Here is a 25,098-nt window from a genome sequence, read left to right as displayed (position 1 = left end):
AACATGCTTGAGGCGCGCGCAGGCGCGACCTATGCACCCCCCATGACACGCCATATCGGCACCCCCCTTGCCCAGACCGACACCGACGCGAAGGCCAATGCCAGCGCAATGGCGGATCTCTTGTCGGACCTGCGAGACCGTTCCGCCACCATCGCGCTTGGCGGGTCGGAGAATGCGCGCAGCCGCCATGTGGAACGCGGCAAGCTGCTGCCGCGGGAGCGGGTCGAACGCCTCCTCGATCCGGGCAGTGCCTTTCTAGAGCTCAGCCTGTTCGCCGCCCATGACATGTACGATGGGGACGTTCCCGCCGCAGGCATCATCACCGGCGTGGGACAGGTCGCAGGGCGCACCTGCGTCATAGTCTGCAACGATGCAACGGTGAAGGGCGGCACCTATTATCCGCTGACCGTGAAGAAGCACCTGCGCGCGCAGGAAATCGCGCGCGAAAACCGCCTGCCCTGCCTCTATCTGGTTGATTCGGGCGGCGCCAATTTGCCGAACCAGGACGAAGTCTTTCCCGACAAGGACGATTTCGGCCGCATCTTCTTCAACCAATCGCGGATGAGCGCAGAGGATATTCCGCAGATCGCCGCCGTGATGGGCAGTTGCACCGCAGGCGGCGCCTATGTTCCCGCCATGTCCGACCAGTCCATCATCGTGAAGGATCAGGGCACGATCTTCCTGGGTGGCCCGCCGCTCGTAAAGGCGGCGACGGGCGAGGAGGTGACGGCAGAGGATCTTGGCGGCGGCGACGTTCATGCGCGGCTGTCGGGCGTGGTCGATCATCTCGCCCGCGACGAGGCGGACGCGCTTCGTACCATGCGAGAGATCGTTGCAACCTTCCCCCCCGTCCCCGGCGCCGGCGTGAACCGCCAGGCACCGCAGCCGCCCCGCTTTCCCGCCGAGGATCTCTACGGTCTGGTTCCGACCGACGCGCGCCACCCGGTCGATGTGCACGAGATTATCGCCCGGCTGGTCGATGACAGCGCCTTCGATGAATATAAGCCGCTCTACGGCGAAACCCTGGTCACCGGCTTTGCCCATATTGAGGGGCTGCCCGTCGGCATTCTGGCCAATAACGGCATCCTTTTTTCCGAGAGCGCGCAAAAGGGCGCCCAGTTCATAGAGATATGCTGCCAGCGAAAGATCCCGCTGCTGTTCCTGCAGAATATCTCGGGCTTCATGGTCGGCCGCAAATATGAAAATGAAGGGATCGCGAAGCACGGCGCAAAGCTGGTCACCGCCGTTGCCTGCGCCGCCGTTCCGAAGCTGACGATCATCATCGGCGGCAGCTATGGCGCCGGCAATTATGGGATGTGCGGACGCGCCTATGAACCGCGCTTCCTTTTCATGTGGCCGAATGCCCGTATCAGCGTAATGGGCGGCGAACAGGCAGCATCCGTCCTGGCCGAGGTAAAGCGTGGCGGCTTTGCCGGCAAAGCAGAGCGCGAAGCCTTCAAGGCGCCGATCCGCGCCCAATATGAGGCGCAGGGCCACCCCTATTATTCCAGCGCGCGGCTATGGGACGACGGCATCATCGACCCTGCCGATACGCGCACGATTATCGCCCTGTGCCTCGACGCAGCCCTGCAACAACCGATCGAGAAGACGCGCTTCGGCGTGTTCCGGATGTAATCATGAACGACAATGACCTTGCCCAGCTACCGACCTCCGACGTCCTCCTTGCGGATATTGACGAACATAATGTCGTCCGCCTGACGATGAACCGTCCGGAACGGCACAATGCCTTTACGCCGGAACTGATCGCCGCCCTGCATGCTGCCTTTACCGCCATTGCCGATATGCGCGCCGTTCGCGCCGTTGTCCTCACGGGCGCGGGCAAGAGCTTCAGCGCGGGCGCCGACCTTGGCTATATGAAGGCGGCGGGCGGCTGGTCGGCGGAGGAAAACATCGCCGACGGAGAGCGGCTGTCCAACATGCTGAACGCCATCGCCACCTGCCCCGTCCCGGTCATCGCCGTGGCAAAGGGCGGCGTATATGGCGGCGGTGTCGGCCTCATCGCCTGCGCCGACATGGCGATGGCGATTGAGGGCGCGACGTTCCGATTGTCAGAGGTTCGCCTGGGCCTGACGCCGGCCACCATCAGCCCCTATGTGATCGCGGCCATGGGCGCGCGGCATGCCCGCCGTTATTTCACGGCTGCCGAACCCTTTGGCGCTGCTGAGGCGCTGCGTATCGACCTCGTTCACGCCGCCGTGATGACGGAGGCAGAGGCCGACGAACAGATTGCCGAGTGGACAAAGCTGATCATAGAGGCGGCACCGGGTGCCGTGCGCGATTCAAAGGCGCTGGTGCTCGATTATGCTGGCCGAGAGATCACGCAGGATCTGCGCACCGACAGCGCCCGTCGCATCGCCGCGCGCCGCGCGGACGATGAGGGGAAGGAAGGGCTGACCGCCTTTTTCGAGAAGCGCCGACCCCGGTGGTGAAACCGATCCGCAAACTCCTGATCGCCAATCGCGGAGAGATTGCGCGCCGCATCGTCCGCACCGCGCATGCAATGGGCATAGAAACCGTCGCCGTCTATTCCGACGCCGATGCCCATTCCCCGCATGTGAAAGAGGCGACGCAGGCGATCCACATCGGCCCTTCGGAGGCCGCGAAATCCTATCTGCTGCCCGACCGCATCATAGAGGCTGCGCGCAAGACAGGTGCCGACGCGATTCACCCGGGCTATGGATTCCTGTCGGAAAATGCCGGTTTCGCCAGCAAACTTGCGGATGCAGGCATAATCTTCGTCGGCCCGCCCGCCGCCGCGATTCGCAGCATGGGGCTGAAGGATGCCGCCAAGGTCCTGATGAAAAAGGCGGGCGTTCCCGTAACTCCCGGCTATCAGGGGGACGACCAGTCTCTACCCCGTCTCGAACAGGCCTCGAAGGCTGTCGGCTATCCGCTTCTCATCAAGGCTGTGGCGGGCGGCGGCGGCAAGGGCATGCGCCGCGTCGATTCGCCTGCCGAATTCGCAGAGGCACTGATCGCTGCAAAGCGAGAGGGAGAAGCGAGCTTCGGCAATGAAAAGATCCTGATCGAACGGCTGATCCGGCGCCCCCGCCATGTCGAGGTTCAGATATTTGCCGATAATCACGGCAATGTCGTCCACCTCTTCGAACGCGACTGCTCGCTGCAGCGGCGCCACCAGAAAGTGATCGAGGAAGCGCCCGCCCCCGGTCTTGGCGAACGCGCGCGGGCGGCGCTGGGTCAGGCCGCGGTCAAGGCCGCTCGCGCCATCGACTATCGCGGCGCGGGGACCATCGAATTCATTCTCGACACAGAGGCCACCGATGAAAGTGGCGATCATCCTTTCTACTTCATGGAGATGAACACCCGTCTGCAGGTGGAGCATCCGGTGACCGAGTTCATTACGGGCACCGACCTCGTCGAATGGCAGATTCGCGTCGCCCGCGGAGAGCCCCTGCCCCTTACGCAGGACCAGATCGAGCTATCCGGCCATAGCGTCGAGGCGCGGCTTTATGCGGAGGACCCCGACACCGGCTTCCTCCCTTCAACCGGGACGCTCTCGCGCCTTGGCATACCATCGCAAACCTCCCGTCTGCGCATCGATGCAGGCGTGATCGAGGGGGGCGAGGTCAGCGTCCATTACGATCCAATGATTGCGAAGATCGTTTCGCATGGGCCGACTCGACAGGATGCGATCGACACGCTGATTGCCGCTCTCGATGAAACGGTCGTGGAGGGCGTCAAAACGAATCGCGCCTTCCTTGCCCGGCTGCTCGACACCGACGCTTTCCGTGCGGGCGACATCACTACCGGCTTCATAGATGACCATGCCGACGACATCGCGCCGCCCGCACGCATCCCGGCACAGGCGGTCGTGATCGCCGCGTTATCGGAGGTCGTCGCGCAGAAACCCTCCGCCCCCCAAACCATGTTCGGGCGCTTCCCGGGCTGGCGCATGAACCTGCCCGCGATTCGCTATGTGGACCTGTTCGATGCGGGCGGAAACATCCGTACCCTGCATCTGCGCCGCGAAGGGGAAACCTGGCTCATCGGCGGCTTGGGGGAGGAATTTACCGCCAGCGGCGAATGGCGCGGCGAAACGCTCTTTCACGCTGTCGTCGATGAAACCCCCATCCGCGCCGCCGTCATTCGCGAAGACGACCGGATCGAGGTTCGTCTGTCGGGTGCAACCTATGTTTTTGCCCTGTCCAACCACGCGGTTGCAGCCGGCAGCGGCGGTGACGGCAGCATCCGCGCGCCCATGCCCGGTCGCATCCTGTCGCTGGACGTGGCAGAGGGCAAGGGCGTCACCGCCGGGCAGCGCCTTTGCGTGCTGGAGGCGATGAAGATGGAAAACCGGCTGTCCGCACCTTTCGCGGGCACTGTCACGAAGATCGCGGTTGCGAAGGGCGATCAGGTCGCCGAGGGCGCGCTTCTCATGCAGATCGAGCCGCAACACTCCCTGGACTAAGGGCTTTTAGGCGGGGGGCGCTAACCAGCGGTCACGCCAGGCATTTTGCGAATATCGCCGCGTCCACATTACCCCCCGACAGCGTCACCGCGACGGTACGCCCTTCGACGCTCAGCTTCCCCGCCAGGATCGCCGCCAGTGCAGCAGCGCCGCCCGGCTCCACCACCAGCTTCAGCTCCTCGAACGCGAATCGCATGGCTGCGAGGGCATCGGCATCGCTGACGGTCACACCGCGTGCGCCTCTGCTGGCCAGAATATCGAAGGTGGAGGGCGCAATTTCCAATGTCTGCAGCGCATCGCACAGCGTTGGCCCCGGATTGGTGAGGCGCTCGATTCGCCCGGTCCGCATCGATTCGCCCGCATCGCCATAGCCTTCAGGCTCCGCCAGCACGATTTCCGCGCGCGGCATGGCCAGCGCAATCCCGCTCGACAGCCCACCGCCACCGCAGCACACCACCGCCAGGTCTGCTTCCTCGCCCAACGCGGACAGTTGCTCGACGATCTCCATTCCCGCCGTACCCTGCCCGGCAATGATGAACGGATCGTCGAAGGATGGGACCAGCACCGCCCCCCGCGCGGCGGCCAGACCGCGCGCTATATCCTCCCGCGACTCCGACAGTCGGTCATAGGTGACGATGTCCGCTCCATCGGCGCGGGTGCGATCCACCTTCACGCGGGGGGCATCTGCGGGCATCACGATGGCCGCCGGCATCCCCAGCATCCGCGCCGCGCGCGCAACCCCCTGGGCATGATTGCCGGACGAAAACGCGACCACGCCGGCTTCGCGTTCCGACTCGGAAAGCGCGGACAAACGGTTGTACGCACCACGGAATTTGAAAGACCCGGTAATCTGCAGACATTCCGCCTTCAGGAATATGCGCCCGCCGGTGCGCTGATCCAACATGTCCGACCTTAGCAAGGGCGTACGAACGGCCTTTCCCGCAATTCGGGCGGCGGCCGCCTGCACGTCTGCATCATTCTGCATCTTTACCTGCCCCTCGTTGGTTCCTATATCGCGCTCGCTGCCTCAAGGGCCTTTCCTCCGGCAAGGCGGCGTACATGTTCCCTTACGCCCCTTGGAGGTCCCTTGCCTTGCGAAAGTTTCATAACGCACTCGGTGTAGCGGCCGCGACGCGGCCGACTTCGCCAGTAACGCTCGTTCGCCCGCACGCGGCGGCGCGCGCAGCACGTTTCTTTACCGAACGCTTCCCGGGCAAGTGCCTGTATGCGGTAAAGGCGAATCCGTCGCCTGACCTGCTGCGCACGCTCTGGTCCTCGGGCGTCACGCATTTTGACGTGGCGTCGATCAACGAGGTGCGCCTGGTTCGCGCTGTCCTGCCAGAGGCGACTTTGTGCTTCATGCACCCCGTCAAATCGGCGGAGGCTGTGACAGAGGCCTATTTCGAACATGGCGTTCGCACCTTCTCGCTCGATTGCCAGGAGGAGCTCGACAAGATCGTAGCCGCCACCAGTTCGGCTGAGGGCGTGGCCGCCGACGATCTGTGGCTCTGCGTTCGCATGCGTGTATCTTCGGAACATTCAAAGCTCAGCCTGGCATCAAAATTCGGCATCCGGCCAGAGGATTCCGCACCGCTTCTGATGGCTGCGCGCCAGGCATCCGACGCGCTCGGCGTCTGCTTCCACGTCGGCAGCCAGGCAATGGCACCGCAGGCCTATGTCGATGCGATCCGCACCGTCAGGAAGGCGATTGCAGAAGCGGCGGTCACCGTCGACGTCGTCGATGTCGGCGGCGGTTTCCCATCCGTCTATCCCGGTATGGAGCCGACGGCGCTGCAGCATTATTTCGACGTCATCGAGCGCGAATATGAAGATATGCCGATCAGCTATTCGGCGGAACTCTGGTGCGAACCCGGCCGTGCGTTTTCGGCCGAATATGCCAGCGTTCTGGTCCGCGTGGAGCAGAAGAAGGGCGAAATCCTCTACATCAACGACGGCGCCTATGGCTCGCTGTTCGATGCCGCACATGTGAACTGGCGTTTCCCGACCCGGCTGATCCGGCCTGAGGGCGGCGACGCGCCAGAGGCGGAATTCAGCTTCTTCGGCCCGACCTGCGACGATATCGATTTCATGGCGGGTCCCTTCCTGCTGCCAGAGGATGTTCGCGCAGGCGACTATATCGAAATCGGCATGTTGGGCGCATATGGCGCGGCCATGCGCACGGCCTTTAACGGCTTCGGTGATTCCGAAACTGTCGAGGTCGAGGATGAACCGATGGCCAGTCTCTACGTTGACCTGACCGAACGGCCCGGAACCGGCGACGTGGTTCCCATTTTCGGGCAAAACTAGAACCTCCCCTCCCTTTCGGGGGAGGGGGCAGGGGTGGGTTCCCCCGTGGACGGCACGTCCCGCGTTGCAAAACACGGGTCATGGCCGCATGGCCCCACCCCGCCCCCTCCTTTAGAGGGGCGCAAGACAAAGGAGCCCTCCAATGCCAATTCCCGGTCACACGCTCGTCATCGGCGCGGGCGGCGTCTCCTCCGTTGCCGTGCACAAGATGGCGATGAACCCTGATATTTTCGGCAAGGTCACGCTGGCGAGCCGCACGATTTCAAAGTGCGACGCGATCGCGAAATCGGTCCACGAGCGCACCGGCCAGACCGTCGAAACCCACGCGATCGACGCTGATGACGTGGACGCGACCAGCGCGCTGATCGACCGGGTAAAGCCCGACCTCCTCGTCAATCTCGCTTTGCCGTATCAGGATCTGAACCTGATGGAGGCGTGCCTGAAAATCGGCACCAATTACCTCGATACCGCCAATTACGAGCCGCTCGACACCGCCAAGTTCGAATATAGCTGGCAGTGGGACTATCATGACCGTTTCGAAAAGGCCGGCCTTATGGCGCTGCTCGGCTCCGGCTTCGATCCCGGCGTAACGTCCGTTTTCGCCACCTATATCAAGAAACACTATCTCGAGAGCATCCGCACGCTCGATATTCTCGACTGCAATGGCGGCGATCACGGTCAGGCCTTTGCCACCAATTTCAATCCGGAAATCAACATCCGCGAAGTGACCGCCCCCGCGCGCCATTATGAAGGCGGCAAATGGGTAGAAACCCCCGCCCTCAGCCACAAGCAGACGTTCGACTTTCCAGAAGTCGGCGCCCGCAACATGTACCTGATGTATCACGAGGAACTGGAAAGCCTCGCCAAGCACCTGCCGGAGCTGGAGCGCGCGCGTTTCTGGATGACCTTCGGCGATGCCTATCTGACCCATTTGGAGGTCCTGCAGAATGTCGGCATGACCAGCATTCAGCCGATCATGTACGAGGGGCGCGAAATCGTCCCGTTGCAATTCCTGAAGGCGGTCCTGCCCGAACCCGCGGGCCTCGGCGCCACGACGAAGGGCAAGACCTGCATCGGCGACATCGCGACCGGCACACCCAGAGAGCAGGCGGACGGCGCGGCGGAAAAGACGGTCTACCTCTACAATGTCTGCGACCACGAAGAAGCATATCGGGAAACCGGCAATCAGGCAGTCAGCTATACTACCGGTGTCCCCGCCATGATCGGTGCCGCCATGATGCTGCGTGGCGACTGGTCGGGCGCGGGCGTGTTCAACATGGAACAGTTCGACCCGGACCCCTTCATGCAAATGCTGAACCGGCACGGCCTGCCATGGCAGTTGGTAGAGCTGAACGGACCGCTGGAGTTTTAGAACCGCTTTGGGTGGGCACGCTGGCGGCTCGACGAATTTCATCCCGGCTAATTCGCCCTCGGGCGGGGCTGGAGCGGCTCTTTCCCTCTGAGCGCGCTATCTTCGCACAGAAGGCGGTCCTCGGCGCCGCAGTGATCCTAAAATTGCAGCTGACGGAACTGCAATGATGGTCGGGGATTGGATTAATATCCTGCCCTCACAATTCCGGATGTCGACGATCACCCGCCCGCGCCCCCAACTCGAAGTCCTTCAAGCGGATATCACGACCCTTTCCGTCGACGCCATCGTCAATGCCGCCAATTCCTCTCTGCTGGGTGGCGGCGGCGTGGATGGAGCGATTCACCGGGCGGCCGGACCCCAATTGCTCGCGGAATGTCGGTTGCTGGGCGGATGCCCGACGGGCGAGGCGATGCTGACGCGGGGGTACGGCCTTCCCGCGCGCCATGTGATCCATACGGTCGGTCCGGTCTGGCAGGGCGGGGATCATGGCGAGCCGAATCTGCTGGCGAACTGTTACTGGAACGCCCTGGATTGCGCGCGGCAGGTGGGCGCGCGCAGCATCGCCTTCCCGGCGATTTCGACGGGCGTCTATGGCTATCCCCTGGACCAGGCGGCACAGGTCGCAACGCAGGCAGTTATGGATTCGGTCCACGATGATCCGGATCCGTTCGACCGCATCCTGTTCGTCTGCTTCAACGATCCTGCTGTCGCCGCCTTTCAGGGTGCGCTCAGCATAACTGCCTGACCGTAAGGCGAACCAGCGCACCTACCACTTGCGACGTCCCCCCTTGCACCCTGGCCTTTGTCGTGACAGCGCGGGGGTCAGTTTCATCGGCCGAAAGACTGCCTACCCTGCCCCATTCACACACGCCGCTTATCACGCGACTCCGCGCCTTCGCGCGCCGCGACAGCCGTCTGCTTGTCCTCCTGACGGTCGTGATGCTTGCCGCGCTCGCATTCCTGCAACTCGCTTCCGAAATGGCAGAGGGGGACACGCTGGCGCTCGACCGGCAAATCCTTTCGGGACTTCGCAGCGTCGCGGATCCCGGTACGCCGATCGGCCCGCGCTGGCTGACGCGGGCGATGATCGACGTCACCGCACTTGGCGGCGTGTCTCTCCTGACGCTCATCACCATGGGGAGCGCGCTTTACCTTCTCGTCACACGCCGCGCCGCAACCGCACTCTACACGGTGTTCGCCGTTGTCGCCGGCGCTATGTCCAGCGCCTTTCTGAAGGACATCTTCATTCGTGCCAGGCCTGATGTGGTCCCGCATCTGGTAGAGGTCAGTTCGGCCAGCTTTCCCAGCGGCCATGCGATGAACAGCGCCATTGTCTATCTGACACTGGGTGCCATCATCGCCGGTACCCATGCCCGCTTCATTGAGCGTATCTATATTCTCAGCGCTGCCATTGCCCTGACCCTGTTGATCGGCATTTCCCGCGTCTGGCTGGGCGTCCATTATCCCAGTGACGTTCTTGCAGGCTGGAGCGTCGGCGCCGCACTGGCCGCCCTGTTCTCCCTCGGTGCCTATATTCTTCGCCGCCGTCACGCGATCGACCCACCAGAGGCATGACTGACGACAGGAAAGCGCTTTCTTCTTCCCGTATGATCGGCGACACTCTCCGCATGCGTTCTTTTCTTATGTCTTCCGCCCTCTCCTTCTCGCGCTCGCGGGGGAGCTGACCATGACCGCGATGATGGCCACTCAGGCCGGCGATCCCGCCGCCTTCGCTCGCTTCGACCTTACGCGTGTCGAAACCCCCGCCTTCGTGGTGGATGCAGCAGCGCTGCGGCGAAACCTCGCCATACTTTCCGATATAAAGGCACGTTCCGGCGCCAGAATCCTTCTTGCCCTGAAGGCGTTCAGCATGTGGCAGACCGCGCCGCTGACGCAGGCCGCGCTGGACGGTACGTGCGCATCGGGGCTGTGGGAGGCGCGCCTCGCCCGCAAACATTATCCCGGCCACGTTGAAACCTTCTGCCCCGCCTATAAGGCCGCAGATTTGCCGGAAATCGCCGCATTGTCGGATACCATCGTGTTCAACACGCCGATGCAATATGCCCGCTTCCGCGACCTGCTGACCCGGACGGGCGAGGATTTCGATGTGGGCCTGCGCATCAACCCCCAGCATTCCACCGGCGATATTCCCAAATACGACCCGGCCAGCCCCGGCAGCCGTCTTGGCTTCCCGGTCAGCCAGCTGCGGGAGGAGCATCTCTCCGGGATCAGCGGTCTTCACATGCACAGCCTGTGCGAGCAGGGATTCGAGCCGCTTCTTGAAACATGGGAGCGGCTGGAACCGCAGATCGCGCCCTATCTCGCGCGTCTCGACTGGCTGAATCTGGGCGGCGGTCATCACATTACCCGCGCCGATTATGACCGTGACGGCCTCGTGCGCCTGCTCACTGCCATTGCCGATAAATATGATCTACAGGTCTGGCTGGAACCGGGCGAAGCGGTCGCTCTCGACGCAGGAATCCTCGTTGGCCAGGTGCTCGATACATTCCGCAACGGCGATACCGACATCGCCATTACGGATATCAGCGCGACCTGCCACATGCCCGACGTGATCGAGGCGCCCTATCGTCCCGCCATGCTGGGGGAGGCGACATCGGGACAGGTGCATCGCCTTGGTGGGCCGTCCTGTCTGGCGGGCGACGTCATCGGCGACTATGCCTTCGCGCAGGCCCCTGAACCCGGCGTGCGCTTCGCCTTTCTCGACCAGGCGCATTATTCCATGGTGAAAACGACGACGTTCAACGGCGTTCCCCTGCCGTCGATCTATTTGTGGGATTCAGGCACGGACAAGCTGGAAAGGGTACGCGCTTTCGACTGGACGGAGTTCGAACGCCGCCTGGGCTAGTTCGAAGCCGTCGCGCGGCCTTAGAGGTCCTCGCGCTGCGCCTCTGCCGCGCCATCATTCATTGCGGCGGAGCAGCCAGTCGCGAAACTGTCCATCAAATCCTCTGGCGGGGCGGGCAGTGGGTCGTTCCAGGTCGCCCCATAGCCCAACGTGATCTCGTTCGCAGCTTCCAGCGCGGCGATCAGATCGGCGGTCAGGGGCACATCCGCGGCGACCGGTGCCCCGTCTTCCAGCACGGCGGTCAGCGGCACCTGCCGGCTCCCCAGCCGCAGGACCAGGCGTTCCTCGCTGCCAACCCGCGTCAGGGCCGTTGCCTCCACCTCCAGCCGTGCGGGATCGGACAGACAACTCAGCTCCATCGCCATGCCGCCGGTACCGGATGAATAGCCTATACGTTCCGCGACAGCCCCAATGCCGATCATCGTCCAGCCTTCGGGCTCCACGGGAATGGGCGCGGGGTCAAGGCGATCCTGCGACGGCTCAGGCTCCGGCGTTATGGCCTCTTCGGAATCCGGCTCGTTCCCGCAGGCAGCCAGCAGCAACGCAACGCACAAAATCTTCCGCATCAGAAAAACGCCTGCAACCCCGTCTGTGCCCGCCCAAGGATCAGCGCATGAATGTCGTGCGTCCCTTCATAGGTATTCACCGCCTCCAGGTTCATAACGTGGCGAATAACGCCATATTCGTCGGAAACGCCATTGCCGCCGTGCATGTCGCGCGCCTCCCGCGCAATGGCCAGCGCCTTGCCGCAATTATTGCGTTTCAGGATGCTGATCGCCTCGGGCGCCAGCCGGCCCTCGTCCATCAACTTGCCCGCACGCCACGATCCAAGCAGGCCCAGCGTGATCTCCGTCTGCATGTCGGCCAGCTTTTTCTGGAACAGCTGCGTTCCCGCCAGCGGTTTGCCGAACTGATGGCGGTCCAGCCCATATTGCCGCGCCGCGTGCCAGCAGAATTCCGCCGCGCCCATCGCGCCCCAGCCGATGCCGTAGCGCGCCTTGTTCAGGCATCCGAACGGCCCCTTCAGGCCCTTTACTCCGGGCAGCAGGCGGTCGGCGGGGATACGCACGTCCTCCATGACGATTTCGCCCGTGACCCAGGCGCGCAGGGAAAATTTACCCTCGATCTTCGGCGTTTTCAGTCCCTCGTCGCCGCGTTCCAGGATAAAGCCGCGAATATCGCCCTCATCATCCTTGGCCCACACGACAAAGACATGTGCGATCGGTGAATTCGTGATCCACATCTTGGCACCGTTCAGGATATAACCGCTACCATCCTTGCGTGCCCGAGCCTTCATGCTGCCGGGATCCGACCCTGCATCGGGTTCGGTCAGGCCAAAGGCGCCGATCCAGTCGCCGGACGCCAGCTTCGGCAGATAGCGTTGCCGCTGCTCCTCTGTGCCATAAGCGTGGATCGGGTGCATCACCAATGACGACTGCACCGACATTGCGGACCTATAGGCGCTGTCGACCCGCTCGATCTCCCGCGCGATCAGGCCATAGGCGACATAGCTGGCCCCGGCGCAGCCATAGCCCTCTATGGTAGACCCCAGCAGGCCCGCCGCGCCGAACGCCTGCATCAGTGCGGGGTCGAAGCTTTCCTTGCGGTTCGCCTCCCGCACGATGGGCGCCAGTTCCTTCTGTGCAAAGGATCTCGCGGTGTCGCGGATCATCACCTCATCTTCGGTCAGCAATTCTTCCATGCCAAAGGGGTCCGCCCAGTCAAAGGCGGGGCTTTTTTCCAGCGGCGCTGCGGGCGGGGGCGTTTGGGTTTCCATCACATTAGTCATGTTGCACGCTATAGCGATATTGCCCGCCTGCCGACACTAGATAAAAAAAGCGGCGGCGCCCGCCTGGGTCCGCCGCCGCAAGTCCGCCGATGCGTCACGTCCTGACGGACGTACGTGACCGGCGCGACGCCAAATCCCCAACGTGTATGCGGAGATTCAGCCGCAACAATCACTTAGCAATCCTTATGCCAATTGGACTTGCCCGAGGTGCGGCCCTCCCGCCGGCGCGGCCCGCCCCGCTTCTCCTGTGCCATATTGGCACAGCCGGAACAGGTGGCAGGCTAGAATCGCTTGCGGAAACTCAGTTCCACGAAGCGCCCCTCGGGGTTCAGAAATCCCGGCTGGAAATTCAGCGGCACGTTGCCGGCCCCATCCTCGACGCGCCTGACGCCGCCGAATATATTTTCTATGTTCAAGGAGATGCGGCTATTTGCGAGGAACGGGAATCTCTCCACCCACTCCGGATCGCGGTCCAGCGTGTAGAAAGTGCGCAGATCCATGGTGAATATGTCGCCGAACGACAGGTCGGTCGATCCCGTTACCTCACTGCCGTCGATGCGCGCCGATCCGGTATAATTACCCGACAGCCGCGCGCCGAAACCGTCCATGAACACGCCGCCGGTCAGCTCCACCGAATGTTCGGCCAACGGTGTTCTGCCGTCCGTAATCGATCCGCCGAGCAGGTCCAGCTCCGCAACTCCGGGACGGATCAACACTGTCTCCGACAGGCGCCATGTATGATACAGCGACAATTGCCAGCGGCCCCGTCCCCGATCGCCACCGCCGAACATGGCGGCCCGCGGATTGGGTGCAGGCGCAGCGGGTGCGGCACCATCGGAGGATGGTTGATCCTCGGACGATCTGCCAGGTTCGGTGGGGGTGCCCTCTCCCCGATTTCCGCGGTTGGTCGGCGGTTCTTCGTCTTGTGTCGCGTCGGCTCCGTCAGCTGCCGCCGCTGATCGCTGCGGGGGCGTGGGGGGTGCCGCCCGCGTCCGGCCAGGGCGTGCCGCACCGCTGCTCCGTTCGTTCTCTCCGCCGCCAGCGATACGTCCGCTGAAATCGATTCCCGTACGCAACCGCTCGCTGCGGACTTCAGAGAATGTTACCGGCCGCGCATCTACCGATACCAGCCCGCCCCCCGCATCGCGCACGACCCGGTCCGGAAAGGCCGCCTCGATTTCGGCGGTCAGGGCAGGAAACGCGCTCGTCACATCGTCGCTGCGATTGCTCACATATTCAATGGAAAAGCGCCGATCACGAGATCCACCGGGCGCATAGCTTGCAGAGATTTTCAGATCCTTGCGCGATTCCGCAATCAGTGCGGAATTGCCGCCGCTGATCCGGTCGATCAGCACGCTTTCGCCGCGGGTGAAATCGAACGTCGCCACGTTCGGCGTCACGATCAGCGGACCGCCCAGATCCTGTACACTGGGCGCGACTTCCTCTCCGATGACGCTGGCGATCAGTGTCAGACTTTCCGTCGGCTCCCACGTCAGGCCATAGCCATATTCGGTCAGCCCGCCAAAGTCGCTCAGCTCGGCATAGCCCGCATTGGCATTGACGGACAGGTCGCCAATGCCGGCCAGCACGTCATCCCGGCGGCTGGTCAGGGGAATGTCGACATTGCCCCGGGCAAAGGCGCGGGACCGCTCCGGATCGGTGCTCGTCTCGATGCCGTTTCGGACCGCGCGGCTATCCACGGCCAGCCATTCCACGCCCGTCGTCGCCGATACCGAAACCTCGCCCGCCGGCAGGATCAGCGGCGATCCCGACACGGTCAGCTCTCCGTCGGCCGTCTGACTGGTGCTCCGCGCCGTATCGAGATCCGGGACCAGCGCGGCGCCCAGTGCAGGATCGAACGGGTCTACCGCCGCATCCCCGGCCAGAATGGCGGCGGCCAGGCCGCTGGTATCGGGCTCGCGATCCGTGCGGGTTCTGGTTTCATTGCGGGTATAATTTCCCGTTAATGTCCATGCCCAGTCGGACAGAAGGCCATTGACCGTCACGCCCAGTTCGCCGCCGTCCTGCGACACGTTACGCTGCAACGCACCAGCGGCGGGCAGGAATCGATAGACCGATTGATCCTGCGCCCCCTGCGCAAACGGGCTGTCTGCGGGCACGAGAAGGTCTACGTCGGTCAGGCCCAGTCGGTCTTCGCTTTCCTGATGCTGAAATTCGCCACTTAACGACAGGCTGGTTGTATCGGACAGCTTGCTGGACCAGCTGGCAGTCAGCTCCAGCCGGTCTGACGATGCGATCAGGGACCGGAACTGCCCATCGTCGACAATGCCGAAATCTGACGTTCGCGGCTGCACAATATCGCGCTCCGCCTCCGTCAACTCGCTGGACCGCTGATATTCGACATCCAGATTCAGCCGTCCCGCATCGCTGATCCGCGTCAGGGTGGTATCGATCTCGCTGACGGCATAGCCGCCTGCGGTGGATTCGCCATGCTCCCCCTCTACTGCGATGGAGCGGTAATTCTCTACCAGGATGAAATTGACCACGCGCTGGTCGGGCCGGAATCCGTAGGCAAGTGCCAGTTCCTCCGGGAATACCTGCACACGCTCGATTGCCTCCGGCGGCAAATCCCGGATTTCGCGAAAGCCCGAAATCCGTTGGCCGTTGATCAGGATAATGGGCCTTCCGCCGTCGCCGCGTCCTCTTGCCGACGAAACGCTCGGCCCCAGCGCCTCCAGCAGCTCGTCGATGGAGCTGCTGCCATAGGCGGCGATATCTTCCGCATCCAGTTCCAGTTCGGAGGGTATATTTCCGCGCACTGTCCCGCGAGAGCTATAGGCCCTGACCACGATGGTTTCGGAATCGTCCGGCACCACGACTTCGTCGACTTCCTGGGCCCAGGCGGAGGGCGCGGAGCCCAGCAGCAGCGCCGCCCCTAACGCCTTAATTTTACGCGACATTCACAATCCGATCTACATACAGCTTTTGGCCTTTACGCGGCTTTTGCTGCAACTCATTCGCAAAAATTATGCAGGTGGCTGGCCATTGACCACCATTCCGGCGCCTGGCTGCGAACTGCTGTTTGTGCCGCATCGCGTGCGGCGCCGGACTCGAACAGCGCGAAACAGGTCGCCCCCGACCCCGACATGCGGACCAGCGTGGCGCCGGGCGCCGCCTCCAGCATGTTCAGGACATCGTCGATGACAGGGGCGATCTTTCTGGCGGGGGCGGCAAGGTCGTTCCGCCCCGCCAGCGCCGTCGGCAGCGCCGGCCCGCCCCCCAGCGCCCCCCGATCCACGCCGTCCCAGTTTCGGAACACCGCTGCTGTCGAAACCTCGGTCAGCGGATTCACCAGCAGCACCGGCAGGTCCGTCAAATCCGTCAGCCTGGCGCCGGGGTCCAACCGCTCTCCGACGCCTTCTCCCCGCACGGCGACGCTATGGACGCAGGCGGGCACGTCGGCGCCCAGGGAAAAGCCGATCTCCGCCAGCCGCGACAATGACCAGTTCAACCCCCAATGCCGGTTCAGCAATCGCAGCGCAGCCGCCGCATCGGCAGAACCTCCGCCAATGCCGCTGGCGACTGGCAGGCGCTTGTCGAGCGTCAGCGCCGCGCCGCGACGTTCGCCACATGCCTCCGACAGAATATGCGCGGCGCGCAGTACCAGATTGTCTGCATCGCCTGCCAGCACGGCCGCGAACGGCCCCTCCATGTCCAGCGTCAGATCGTCTGAGGGGGAAACGCGCAGCACATCGCCGTCCGCGCAAAAGGCGAACAGCGTTTCAATGTCATGATATCCGTCTTCGCGCCTGGTCCTGACGTGCAGGGCCAGGTTCAGCTTTGCATAGGCTATCTCGTGCAAAGAGCTGTCACGCCCGCGCGTCACAAACGCGGTTCGCCGTCCGCCTGCGCCAGCGCAACCCCGCGTTCATAGCCATAGCGCAGCTTCGCGTTGATGGCCGCGATCTGCTTATCCGACGGCTCGCCCTCCAGCGCGGCTTGCCAGCGAAAGCGTGCCTCGATCCGACGGCCCACCTGCCAATAGGCATCGCCCAGATGGTCGTTGATGGTCGCGTCTCCCGGTACGCTTCGAATCGCTTCTTCCAGCGTCGCAACCGCCTTCTCATAATCGCCGACGCGATATTGTGCCCAGCCGAGAGAGTCGGTGATATGACCGTCATTCGGCTCCAGCCGGTGCGCCTCCTCGATCATGGCAACGGCCTCGTCCATCTTCATGCCACGATCCAGCAGGGTATAGCCCAGATAATTTAGCGTGATCGCTTCGTCGGGCGCAATTGCCAGCGCCTGCCGCAGCGCCACTTCTGCCGCCTGCCAGTCGCCGCGCTGCTCTTCCGCCGCGCCGATCAGGAAAAACAATTGCCAGCGAACATCGTCGCTCTCGATGGGCATGGTTTGCGCCGTGCGGTACGCCACCAGCGCGTCGTCGAAGCGGTCCGCATCCTGATAGGCATCGCCCAGCAGCATGTGATCGCGCGCCGTCGCTCCCGGCGCCGATGCGGCCAGTTCCAGCATCTGCAGCGCTTCGGGCTTTCGGTCCAGCCCGGACAGCAGGGCCGCTTCCTGTCCGCGTGCCATACCGGCGGAGGGATCCTCGTCATCGATCTGCCGTGCGGCGGCAAGCGCCGGTGCCAATTCTTCGCTACGCGCCAGCAATTGCGACGTCATCAGCCAGGCGGTTGAATTATCTGGCGCCAGCCAGGTGGCGATCCGCGCAAAGGTCAACGCGATGGGCACCGTCCGCTGGTTCGACAGATCGGCGGCGATCCGCAGCAACATGGTCGCCACCCCCTCGCGCGCATCTTGAGGCGCGAAGCGCAGCTTCTTGCCATCGGCCAGCAGCTTTCGCGCCGCCAGTACGTCGGGATGGTCCAGCGCCGCATCCAGCACGACCTTCGCCTCGGCATCCTGCCCGTCCTTTTGCAGGGCTTCGGCCAGTGCCAGGCGGATCCGAACATTGGCACCCTCATCCCCCTCGATCAGGGGCTGATAGGCGGCAATCGCCTCTTCCTCCTTGCCTGTCGCCAGCGCGACGTGGCCGCGATGTTCCACCCAATAGCTTTCTGCAAGTCCTTCCGGCGACGCACCGGCCAGCGCCGCGCGCGCGTCCTTTTCCTTGCTTCGCGCCTCCAGCGCCCAGGCCCGTGCGATGGGCGCGACCAGGGAACCAAATCCAGACGATGCCAGCCCGTCCAGCCGGCTGTTCAAATCGTCCCAGTCCTTACGCTGCAGCGCATCCGCCGTCAGCAGCATGGCAACCGCGCTGTCGAACGGCGCTTCATCGACCAGCCGCCGTGCCACGCCGACCGCCAGTTTCTCGTCACCCGCCTCGACAGCCAGGTCGAACGTTCGTTTCAGCAAATAGGGATCTTCGGGCGCATAGCCGAGCGCGCCTTCGTAAAGGTCGGCGGCCTGTTCCAGTTCGCCTGTCGCGGCGGCGTAACGCCCCTGCACATAATCGGACAGGCCGCGTTCCTCGACGATGATCGTCGAGGCCGCCGCGGGCGCAGCTGTACCCGCCAGCAGAGAAAGGAAGATGAGACCGCGCATATTGACTCCACTTGGACAGGGGCGGCACGCAGACCGGCGCGCCCTACCCCTTCTTACATGTTCGGATAGTTCGGTCCCCCGCCGCCTTCAGGCACGACCCAGTTAATATTCTGGGTGGGATCCTTGATGTCGCACGTTTTGCAGTGCACGCAATTTTGCGCGTTGATGACGAACTGGGGGTTGCCCTCTTCCTCGCCCACCACTTCGTAGACGCCCGCCGGACAGTAACGCTGCGCCGGCTCGTCATAGAGGGGCAGATTATGTTCGATCGGGATCGACTTGTCCTTCAGCACCAAGTGCGGCGGCTGATCCTCCTCGTGATTGGTGTTCGACAGGAAAACAGAGGATAGACGGTCAAAGGTCAGGACGCCGTCCGGCTTCGGATAGACGGGTGGATTATAATGTTCCTTGCGACCAATCTGCTCGTGGTCCGGCTTGTGGCCCATGGTGAACGGCATCTTGATGTTCAGATGCTCCAGCCACATGGTCAACCCGGCCAGCCCCGTTCCAAAGACCTCGCCAAATTTCTTCACCAGCGGCAGGGTATTGCGAACCTTCGACAATTCCTTGCGCGCCCAGCTATTGTCATAAGCGGTCTGATAGGCGGTCAGCTCGTCATGCTGGCGACCCGCCATCACCGCCTCGAACGCCGCCTCCGCCGCCATCATGCCCGACTTCATGGCCGTATGCGTGCCCTTGATGCGCGGCACGTTGACGAAGCCTGCCGAACAGCCGATCAGCGCGCCCCCCGGGAATGCCAGCTTGGGCACGGACTGGAACCCGCCATCGTTGATCGCCCGCGCGCCATAGCTGACGCGCTTGCCGCCCTTCAGCAGTTCGGCGATCGCCGGGTGCGTCTTCCACTTCTGCATTTCCTGGAACGGCGAAAGGTGCGGATTTTTATAGCTTAGCCAGGTGACGAACCCCAGCGCGACCTGCCCGTCGTCCTGATGATAGATGAAGCCGCCGCCATTGGCATCGTCCAGCGGCCAGCCCTGCGTGTGGATGACGGTACCGGGGACGTGCTTGTCATCGTCAATGTCCCACAATTCCTTCACGCCCAGCCCATAGATCTGCGGCTCGCAATCGGTATCCAGGCTGAAGATGCGCTTCAGCTCCTTCGACAGATGTCCGCGCACGCCCTCTGCGAACAGGGTGTATTTCGCGTGCAGCTCCATGCCGTCTTCATATGTGGGTTTCTTCTCGCCATCCTTTGCGATGCCGGACGGGCCGGTTGCCACGCCGCGGACGCTGCCATCCTCGTTGAACAGCACTTCCGCGCCTGCAAAGCCGGGGAATATCTCCACCTCCATCGCCTCTGCCTTTTCGGCGAGCCAACGACAGAAATTGCCCAGCGACAGCGTATAGCAACCCTCATTCCCCATGAACGGCGGCAACAGGATATGGGGAAATTCGAACTTGCCCTTTTTCGTCAGCACCCAGTGGTGGTTGTCCTCGACCTCCACGGTCAGCGGGTGGCCGTCCTCCTCGCGCCATTCGGGCAGCAATTCGTCCAGCGCGCGCGGATCGACGACCGCGCCCGACAGGATGTGGGCGCCAATCTCGGACCCCTTTTCCAGAACGCAGACGGAAATGTCTTTTCCCTCGGCGGCAGCCTGCTGCTTCAGCCTGATGGCCGCTGACAGGCCTGCTGGTCCGCCGCCGACGATGACGACATCATATTCCATCGATTCGCGTTCGGGTTCGCTCACGCCCAAGTCCCCTTTATAAAATTCAGTCACGTTACCTAGGGGTTCCCGGCGAACTTTGCCAGATGGTGCACAGTCGCACATAAGGGGGGGCAATGACTGGTCCTGCTTCCCTTACCCCTCAACAGGCCGCAGCCACACTTGCCTGGCTTGTCGATGCCGGTGCCGACGCCCTGATTGCCGACCGGCCGGGCAATTGGCTGCAGGCGCCCGCCCCTTCCCTGTCCCCACGGCCGGCAAAGCCGGCGCCAGGGGAAAGACCCGCACCCCAGGACCAGCCCCCGCCCCTTCCACTTCAGGGCGGGTCCCCTGCTCCACAGACCGCCCCCGCCGCGCCGCTCAGCGCCCGCACTCTGGACGAATTGGCGACAGAGGCGCGCGGTTTTGCAAGCAGCCTCAATGCGCCCAATTCCGCCTTCGTGTTTGCAGACGGCAATCCGCGGTCGAAAGTCATGATCGTCGGAGAGGCACCGGGACAGCAGGAGGAGCGCGAGGGCAAGCCCTTCGTCGGTCCCGCCGGCCAGCTTCTCGACCGAATGCTCGCCGCCATCGGCCTTGACCGGACCGACGAAGAAAACGGCGTTTACATCACCAATCTCAGCCCCTGGCGCCCGCCGCGCAACCGCACGCCCAGCCCGCAGGAGGCGGCGGAATGCCTGCCGCTGCTTCACCGGCACATCGCGATCCACAGGCCGCGCCTGATCCTCTGCGTCGGCGGCACCAGTGCCAAGGCGCTGCTGGGGACGGATGCGGGCATCATGCGCCTGCGCGGCCGCTGGGCCGATGTGGAGATAGAGGGGGAACGCTACCGGGTGATGCCCACATTCCACCCCGCCTATCTGCTCAGGCAGCCGGAACAGAAACGACTTGCATGGATCGACCTTCTCGCATTCCAGTCGGCGCTAAGGTCCCTCGACCAGGGCTGACCTTATTGCGCGACACGTAAAAAGCCGCCCGATCCAAAGAAGAACCTTGGTAAACAAACAGCTAACATAATTCGGCGAAACTGCGCTAATCCTGCCCGTTCCTTGGGAGGATGAAAACGATGAACTACGTAAAGCTTTGCCTTCTTGGCGCGGCTGGCACGCTCGGCGCTGCCGCCCTCGCTCTACCCGCAACTGCGGCAACGATGGCCTATTCAAACCAGATCGTCTTTGGCGACAGTCTGGTCGACGCGGGCAACATCTTCACCCTTACGGGCGGGGCGACTCCGAACCCCTCGACCGGCTATTTCCAGGGGCGTTTCACCAACGGCCCGGATTTCACCGACCTGATAAATGTCCCGATTGAGGGAGGCTTTACCAGCCCATCGCTTCTTGGCGGCGATAATTATGCCTTTGGCGGCGCCCGCATCGTCAACAATTCGGGTTTCTCCGCAGGCGGCGACCCCATCCCCGACCTCGATTTTCAGGTAGGGACTTATTTGGCGGCGGTGGGCGGAAATGCCGACCCCGACGCGCTCTATACGATCAGCGCGGCGGGCAATGACATTTTCGCGATCGGACGCGGCGAAACCGGGCCATATACTCAGGAAGAATATATCGCGCTTGCCGCCACACGCCTGGTGGCGAATGTCGCGGCGCTCGATGCAGCCGGCGCCCGGCACATTCTCGTCATGGGCGTTCCCAATGCGACCACGCCGGTCGCGGCCGACCTTGAAAGCGCGATCCTCGCCGGCCTTGCGACCGCCAGCCTGGAGGCAGAAATCTTCTCGTTCGACTATTTCAGTTTCTTCGGCACCCTGATGACCGACCCCAGCGTCTTTGGCCTTCCGGCGCAGAATCTGACGGACAGCTGCATCGACGTTCGCCCGGTGGTGAACGGCGATATCGATTGCACCGGGATTTTCTCCTTCGACGGCACGCATTTTACGGCGCCCATCCATCGGGCGCTGGCCGACGAGGTCAGCCTGCTGGTCGGACTGACTGAGGAGGTTCCCGCCCCCGGTGCGCTGCTTCTTTTCGGAATTGGCGCATTGGCCCTCGGAATTCGTCGCCGCGCAACCTAAGTTCGGCGGCATGTCCGCCCATCAAAAGCTTCGTTGACCATGCGCGCTACACTGGCCTCCGTCGGGGCGCTCCTGATGTCGGTCGCGCTGCTTTTGATGGGCAACGGCCTGCAGGGGGCGCTGCTGCCGCTGCGCGCGGACATAAATGCGCAGACGGCGGTGCAAATCGGCATCCTTGGGTCGTCCTACTTCCTGGGGTTCGGGGTCGGCTGTCTGACAGCAGCCCGCTTCATGCGCAGGGCGGGTCATATCCGCGTATTCGCCGCGGCCGTGGCGCTCGCCTCCACAATGACCCTCGTACACGCCCTGATTGACGATCCCGTCATCTGGTGGCTGCTCCGGGGAACGACCGGCTTCTGCTTCGCCATTCTCTACACCGTCATCGAAAGCTGGCTGAACGAGAAGGCGACCGCTGAAAACCGGGGCGCGATCTTTTCCGTCTATACCGTAATCAATCTTACCGTTCTGACGCTCGGCCAGATGATGCTGCTGCTCGGCGACCCGGCGCAATTTCCCCTGTTTGCCATCGCCTCCATCCTGGTTTCCCTGTCAGCGATCCCGCTGACGCTCAGCGCTTCCGACGCGCCCGCGCCTATTGTCGAGACGCGCGTGAATCTCAGAAAGCTTTACCGTCAATCGCCCGTCGGCGCGGCCGGCATTCTCGCCGTCGGACTCGCCAATGGCAGCTTTTGGGCATTGGGGCCCATCTATGCCGCCGGCAGGGCCGACGCCGCCAGCGCGGCCGCATCCGTCGCTATTTTCATGAGCGTGGTGGTCGTGGGTGGCGCTGCCGGACAGGCGCCCCTCGGTCTGCTGTCGGACCGCATCGACAGACGGCAGGTACTGATCATCGCAACGCTCGGGTCCATCGGCGCGGCGCTCTTCATGCTGTTCGGTGCACCGCTCATCACCAACGGTGTTTTCATCGCCGGATTTCTCTACGGGTTTTTCGGCTTTCCCATCAACGGGCTGGCCACCGCCCATCTGAACGACCATGCGGAACCATCCGGCTTCGTTGAAACGGCCAGCGGCGTTCTTCTCCTTTACGGCATTGGTGCCGTTGTCGGTCCCATCGCGGCCTCCGTTCTCATCAACGCCAGCAGCCTCGATGCGCTGTTCGCCTGGACGCTGGGGGTGCACCTCGTCCTTCTCGCCTTCACCATGTTCCGCATGACCCGCCGCGCCCCTGTCGCCGACGAGGAACAAACGCAATTCGCGAAGGCCCTGATCGTCACGCAGACCGCCTCGCCGATTCCGGTCGCTACAAAACCTTGACCTGGCGCACGAAACGGGGCACCCGCAATTCATGGTGGGGGCACCAAATAGACAGAAAGCGGTAGGCCAAGCCGAAGCGCCGCAGACCATCGATCCCGGACTGTCGGTGTCGCTGGACATCATCCGCTTTTTGGCCGCGCTTGTCGTCTGTGTCGGCCATGCGTCCGGCGGCTGGCTGACCGGTGGATATTTCTGGCAGGCGGGCATTTATCTGCATGCCGCCGTGATGATTTTCTTCGTGCTTTCGGGATATGTCGTTGCGGCAACCACGCAGCGCGCGCGTGGCGGTTCGGCCTATTCGGCGGCGCGCATTTCGCGCCTGCTTTCCGTGGTGATCCCGGCTCTCGCGGTCACGGCGCTCCTCGACAGCATCGGTCTTTGGGCCAATGCAGAATTTTATCTGGTCACGGCGCCACAGGCGACCGGCGGCGGCACGGACCTGACCACGGCACCGGCCTGGCGTTACCTCATCAACCTCCTGCACATCCAGGAATTCTGGACGGTCAGCGGCCCGCGCACGCCGGGGTCGAACGGCCCCTTCTGGTCACTGTCGTACGAGGCGGCCTATTACGCCATGTTCGGAATGCTCGTCTTTCTGCGGCCAAAATTGGCATGGGCTGGAATTGCGCTCCTGCTGCTCGCCGCCGGCCCGCGCATCGCCCTTCTTGCGCCGATCTGGTTCGCGGGCGTTGCCCTTTGGCAGCAGCGGCCGCGCATTTCGCCTTTCCGGGGCGCCGTCTGCCTGTTGGGCGGGACTGCGCTTGCCATTGCCTACGCCGCGCTGAAGCCGTGGATTGCCGGGATTGACCAGGGGATGTCCTATGGCCCCCTGCTGCGTGAATATTGGGCTGGTTTGTTCACGATCCTGATCATCGCCGGCGTCGGGGCGCTCAGCCACTATTGGCGCCCTTCAGACGGCCTCGTCCGCCGGATACGCACAGTCGCGGATCACACGTTCGAACTCTATCTCGTTCACATCCCAACCGTCTATTTCATTGCTGCCATCAGCCCCGCACCGGCGGGCAGCATAGCGCGGCTTGTTCACGTGTATGGCGCCGTCATTTTCGTGACCATCGCCACGCACCGGGTCGGGCGGCGCCTGCGCCCCGCGATACGCCGTGCGCTCAGTCGCCGGGTGATACATCCGCATATCGGCGCCGCCCCCGGCTGAAACCAAGGGGGCGCTGGGATCGTCCCTTAATTGGCGCTAAGGCTGCGCCATGCCCATTGACGAAACCCTGCCCTTCACGCCGATCAACATCGCGATCCTGACGGTCAGCGATACCCGCACCGCCGCAGACGACCGCTCGGGCGATATTCTCGCGGCGCGCCTTACGGATTACGGTCATGCTCTCGCCACCCGAACAATCGTCAGGGACGATGTCCCCGCCCTCGTCCAGCAATTGCAGGCATGGATCGACGATTCTGCCATCGACTGCATCATTACCACGGGCGGGACCGGCGTGACCGGGCGCGATGTCACGCCAGAGGCATTTGACCAGGTGTGCGAGAAACATATTCCCGGCTTTGGAGAGCTGTTTCGTATGCTCAGCTATCAGACGATCGGCACGTCGACCGTGCAGTCGCGCGCCACTGCCGGCGTGGCGGCGGGCACATATCTCTTCGCGCTTCCCGGCTCCACCGGCGCGGTAAAGGATGGCTGGGACGGCATATTGAAGGACCAGCTCGACAATCGTCACAAGCCCTGCAATTTCGTCGAACTGATGCCGCGCCTGCAGGAAAGCTGAGTTGGGGTACCGCGCCGGGGGCGGCTCCCAACCAACTTCGATTTA

20 protein-coding genes are annotated in these 25,098 nt (G+C 63.2%); 13 read left to right on the top strand and 7 right to left on the bottom strand.

Annotated features, from left to right (window positions below; translation table 11 throughout):
* Positions 1–42 precede the first annotated feature (42 nt).
* The 3 genes from ACSMXM_RS02245 to ACSMXM_RS02235 are packed head-to-tail and all read left to right on the top strand — an operon-like array spanning position 43 to position 4,450.
* Entirely contained in the window at positions 43–1,635 is a 1,593-nt protein-coding gene (locus ACSMXM_RS02245) for a carboxyl transferase domain-containing protein (RefSeq protein ID WP_460316337.1), read from the top strand.
* Between the two features lie 2 nt (positions 1,636–1,637).
* On the top strand, positions 1,638–2,450 hold the full coding sequence (locus ACSMXM_RS02240) for an enoyl-CoA hydratase-related protein (protein ID WP_460313567.1): 813 nt from the start codon (positions 1,638–1,640) through the stop codon (positions 2,448–2,450).
* Entirely contained in the window at positions 2,444–4,450 is a 2,007-nt protein-coding gene (locus tag ACSMXM_RS02235; protein WP_460313565.1) for an acetyl/propionyl/methylcrotonyl-CoA carboxylase subunit alpha, read from the top strand. Before ACSMXM_RS02240 ends, ACSMXM_RS02235 begins: the two co-directional genes overlap by 7 nt.
* A 31-nt stretch (positions 4,451–4,481) precedes the next feature.
* On the opposite strand, the gene ACSMXM_RS02230 is transcribed toward ACSMXM_RS02235, so the two are convergent.
* Positions 4,482–5,435 (bottom strand): threonine ammonia-lyase, encoded by a 954-nt coding sequence (locus tag ACSMXM_RS02230; protein WP_460313563.1) that lies wholly within the window; start codon positions 5,433–5,435, stop codon positions 4,482–4,484.
* 107 nt (positions 5,436–5,542) lie between these two features.
* On the opposite strand from ACSMXM_RS02230, the gene ACSMXM_RS02225 reads away from it, so the two are divergent.
* The 5 genes from ACSMXM_RS02225 (at position 5,543) to ACSMXM_RS02205 (ending at position 10,995) form a co-directional block, all read left to right on the top strand.
* Positions 5,543–6,757: a type III PLP-dependent enzyme domain-containing protein gene (locus ACSMXM_RS02225; RefSeq protein ID WP_460313562.1), complete on the top strand. Its 1,215-nt coding sequence runs from the start codon at positions 5,543–5,545 to the stop codon at positions 6,755–6,757.
* 142 nt (positions 6,758–6,899) lie between these two features.
* Entirely contained in the window at positions 6,900–8,129 is a 1,230-nt protein-coding gene (locus ACSMXM_RS02220) for a saccharopine dehydrogenase family protein (protein ID WP_460313561.1), read from the top strand.
* A gap of 208 nt (positions 8,130–8,337) precedes the next feature.
* Entirely contained in the window at positions 8,338–8,874 is a 537-nt protein-coding gene (locus tag ACSMXM_RS02215) for an O-acetyl-ADP-ribose deacetylase (RefSeq protein WP_460316336.1), read from the top strand.
* Between the two features lie 62 nt (positions 8,875–8,936).
* Entirely contained in the window at positions 8,937–9,704 is a 768-nt protein-coding gene (locus ACSMXM_RS02210; RefSeq protein ID WP_460313560.1) for a phosphatase PAP2 family protein, read from the top strand.
* Positions 9,705–9,828: 124 nt separating this feature from the next.
* Positions 9,829–10,995 carry a carboxynorspermidine decarboxylase gene (locus tag ACSMXM_RS02205; RefSeq protein WP_460316335.1) on the top strand — a complete coding sequence of 389 codons (1,167 nt, stop codon included), beginning with the start codon at positions 9,829–9,831 and terminating at the stop codon, positions 10,993–10,995.
* Between the two features lie 20 nt (positions 10,996–11,015).
* Here the strand turns inward: ACSMXM_RS02205 and ACSMXM_RS02200 are convergent, their stop codons facing one another.
* The 6 genes from ACSMXM_RS02200 to ACSMXM_RS02175 all read right to left on the bottom strand — a co-directional run bounded on the left by ACSMXM_RS02200 (position 11,016) and on the right by ACSMXM_RS02175 (position 20,001).
* A complete protein-coding gene (locus tag ACSMXM_RS02200; RefSeq protein WP_460313559.1) occupies positions 11,016–11,561 on the bottom strand; it encodes a hypothetical protein in 546 nt (181 codons plus the stop codon).
* A complete protein-coding gene (locus ACSMXM_RS02195; protein ID WP_460316334.1) occupies positions 11,561–12,772 on the bottom strand; it encodes an acyl-CoA dehydrogenase in 1,212 nt (403 codons plus the stop codon). The genes ACSMXM_RS02200 and ACSMXM_RS02195 overlap by 1 nt, the downstream gene beginning before the upstream one ends.
* A 293-nt stretch (positions 12,773–13,065) precedes the next feature.
* Positions 13,066–15,705, bottom strand: a complete 2,640-nt coding sequence (locus tag ACSMXM_RS02190; protein ID WP_460313558.1) for a TonB-dependent receptor — start codon at positions 15,703–15,705, stop codon at positions 13,066–13,068.
* Positions 15,706–15,758: 53 nt separating this feature from the next.
* Positions 15,759–16,631 (bottom strand): 4-(cytidine 5'-diphospho)-2-C-methyl-D-erythritol kinase, encoded by an 873-nt coding sequence (locus ACSMXM_RS02185; RefSeq protein ID WP_460313557.1) that lies wholly within the window; start codon positions 16,629–16,631, stop codon positions 15,759–15,761.
* A complete protein-coding gene (locus tag ACSMXM_RS02180) occupies positions 16,628–18,313 on the bottom strand; it encodes a tetratricopeptide repeat protein (protein ID WP_460313556.1) in 1,686 nt (561 codons plus the stop codon). Before ACSMXM_RS02180 ends, ACSMXM_RS02185 begins: the two co-directional genes overlap by 4 nt.
* A gap of 53 nt (positions 18,314–18,366) precedes the next feature.
* Entirely contained in the window at positions 18,367–20,001 is a 1,635-nt protein-coding gene (locus ACSMXM_RS02175; RefSeq protein WP_460316332.1) for an electron transfer flavoprotein-ubiquinone oxidoreductase, read from the bottom strand.
* A 116-nt stretch (positions 20,002–20,117) separates the two neighbouring features.
* Here ACSMXM_RS02175 and ACSMXM_RS02170 point away from each other — a divergent pair, with 116 nt between their 5' ends.
* The 5 genes from ACSMXM_RS02170 to moaB all read left to right on the top strand — a co-directional run bounded on the left by ACSMXM_RS02170 (position 20,118) and on the right by moaB (position 25,053).
* Positions 20,118–20,948 carry a uracil-DNA glycosylase gene (locus tag ACSMXM_RS02170; protein ID WP_460313555.1) on the top strand — a complete coding sequence of 277 codons (831 nt, stop codon included), beginning with the start codon at positions 20,118–20,120 and terminating at the stop codon, positions 20,946–20,948.
* Between the two features lie 119 nt (positions 20,949–21,067).
* Entirely contained in the window at positions 21,068–22,030 is a 963-nt protein-coding gene (locus tag ACSMXM_RS02165; protein ID WP_460313553.1) for an SGNH/GDSL hydrolase family protein, read from the top strand.
* A 39-nt stretch (positions 22,031–22,069) separates the two neighbouring features.
* Complete coding sequence (locus tag ACSMXM_RS02160; RefSeq protein WP_460313552.1) at positions 22,070–23,305, top strand: MFS transporter; 1,236 nt, start codon at positions 22,070–22,072, stop codon at positions 23,303–23,305.
* A gap of 31 nt (positions 23,306–23,336) precedes the next feature.
* On the top strand, positions 23,337–24,476 hold the full coding sequence (locus ACSMXM_RS02155) for an acyltransferase family protein (protein ID WP_460313550.1): 1,140 nt from the start codon (positions 23,337–23,339) through the stop codon (positions 24,474–24,476).
* Positions 24,477–24,525: 49 nt separating this feature from the next.
* Positions 24,526–25,053, top strand: coding sequence for a molybdenum cofactor biosynthesis protein B (gene moaB, locus ACSMXM_RS02150; RefSeq protein WP_460313549.1), 528 nt, complete (start codon positions 24,526–24,528; stop codon positions 25,051–25,053).
* Positions 25,054–25,098 lie beyond the last annotated feature (45 nt).

The sequence above is a fragment of the Pacificimonas sp. ICDLI1SI03 genome (genome assembly GCF_054740865.1).
Note: the sequence above shows the minus strand (reverse complement) of the source record. Positions and strands in the feature narration are given on the sequence as shown.

Coding starts and splice junctions, on each gene's coding strand:
- moaB (WP_460313549.1), top strand. CDS start 24,526: ATGCCCATTGACGAAACCCTGCCCTTCACGCCGATCAACATCGCGATC.
- ACSMXM_RS02155 (WP_460313550.1), top strand. CDS start 23,337: ATGGTGGGGGCACCAAATAGACAGAAAGCGGTAGGCCAAGCCGAAGCG.
- ACSMXM_RS02245 (WP_460316337.1), top strand. CDS start 43: ATGACACGCCATATCGGCACCCCCCTTGCCCAGACCGACACCGACGCG.
- ACSMXM_RS02160 (WP_460313552.1), top strand. CDS start 22,070: ATGCGCGCTACACTGGCCTCCGTCGGGGCGCTCCTGATGTCGGTCGCG.
- ACSMXM_RS02195 (WP_460316334.1), bottom strand. CDS start 12,772: ATGGAAACCCAAACGCCCCCGCCCGCAGCGCCGCTGGAAAAAAGCCCC.
- ACSMXM_RS02230 (WP_460313563.1), bottom strand. CDS start 5,435: ATGCAGAATGATGCAGACGTGCAGGCGGCCGCCGCCCGAATTGCGGGA.
- ACSMXM_RS02165 (WP_460313553.1), top strand. CDS start 21,068: ATGAACTACGTAAAGCTTTGCCTTCTTGGCGCGGCTGGCACGCTCGGC.
- ACSMXM_RS02190 (WP_460313558.1), bottom strand. CDS start 15,705: ATGTCGCGTAAAATTAAGGCGTTAGGGGCGGCGCTGCTGCTGGGCTCC.
- ACSMXM_RS02240 (WP_460313567.1), top strand. CDS start 1,638: ATGAACGACAATGACCTTGCCCAGCTACCGACCTCCGACGTCCTCCTT.
- ACSMXM_RS02180 (WP_460313556.1), bottom strand. CDS start 18,313: ATGCGCGGTCTCATCTTCCTTTCTCTGCTGGCGGGTACAGCTGCGCCC.
- ACSMXM_RS02205 (WP_460316335.1), top strand. CDS start 9,829: ATGGCCACTCAGGCCGGCGATCCCGCCGCCTTCGCTCGCTTCGACCTT.
- ACSMXM_RS02170 (WP_460313555.1), top strand. CDS start 20,118: ATGACTGGTCCTGCTTCCCTTACCCCTCAACAGGCCGCAGCCACACTT.
- ACSMXM_RS02215 (WP_460316336.1), top strand. CDS start 8,338: ATGTCGACGATCACCCGCCCGCGCCCCCAACTCGAAGTCCTTCAAGCG.
- ACSMXM_RS02220 (WP_460313561.1), top strand. CDS start 6,900: ATGCCAATTCCCGGTCACACGCTCGTCATCGGCGCGGGCGGCGTCTCC.
- ACSMXM_RS02200 (WP_460313559.1), bottom strand. CDS start 11,561: ATGCGGAAGATTTTGTGCGTTGCGTTGCTGCTGGCTGCCTGCGGGAAC.
- ACSMXM_RS02175 (WP_460316332.1), bottom strand. CDS start 20,001: ATGGAATATGATGTCGTCATCGTCGGCGGCGGACCAGCAGGCCTGTCA.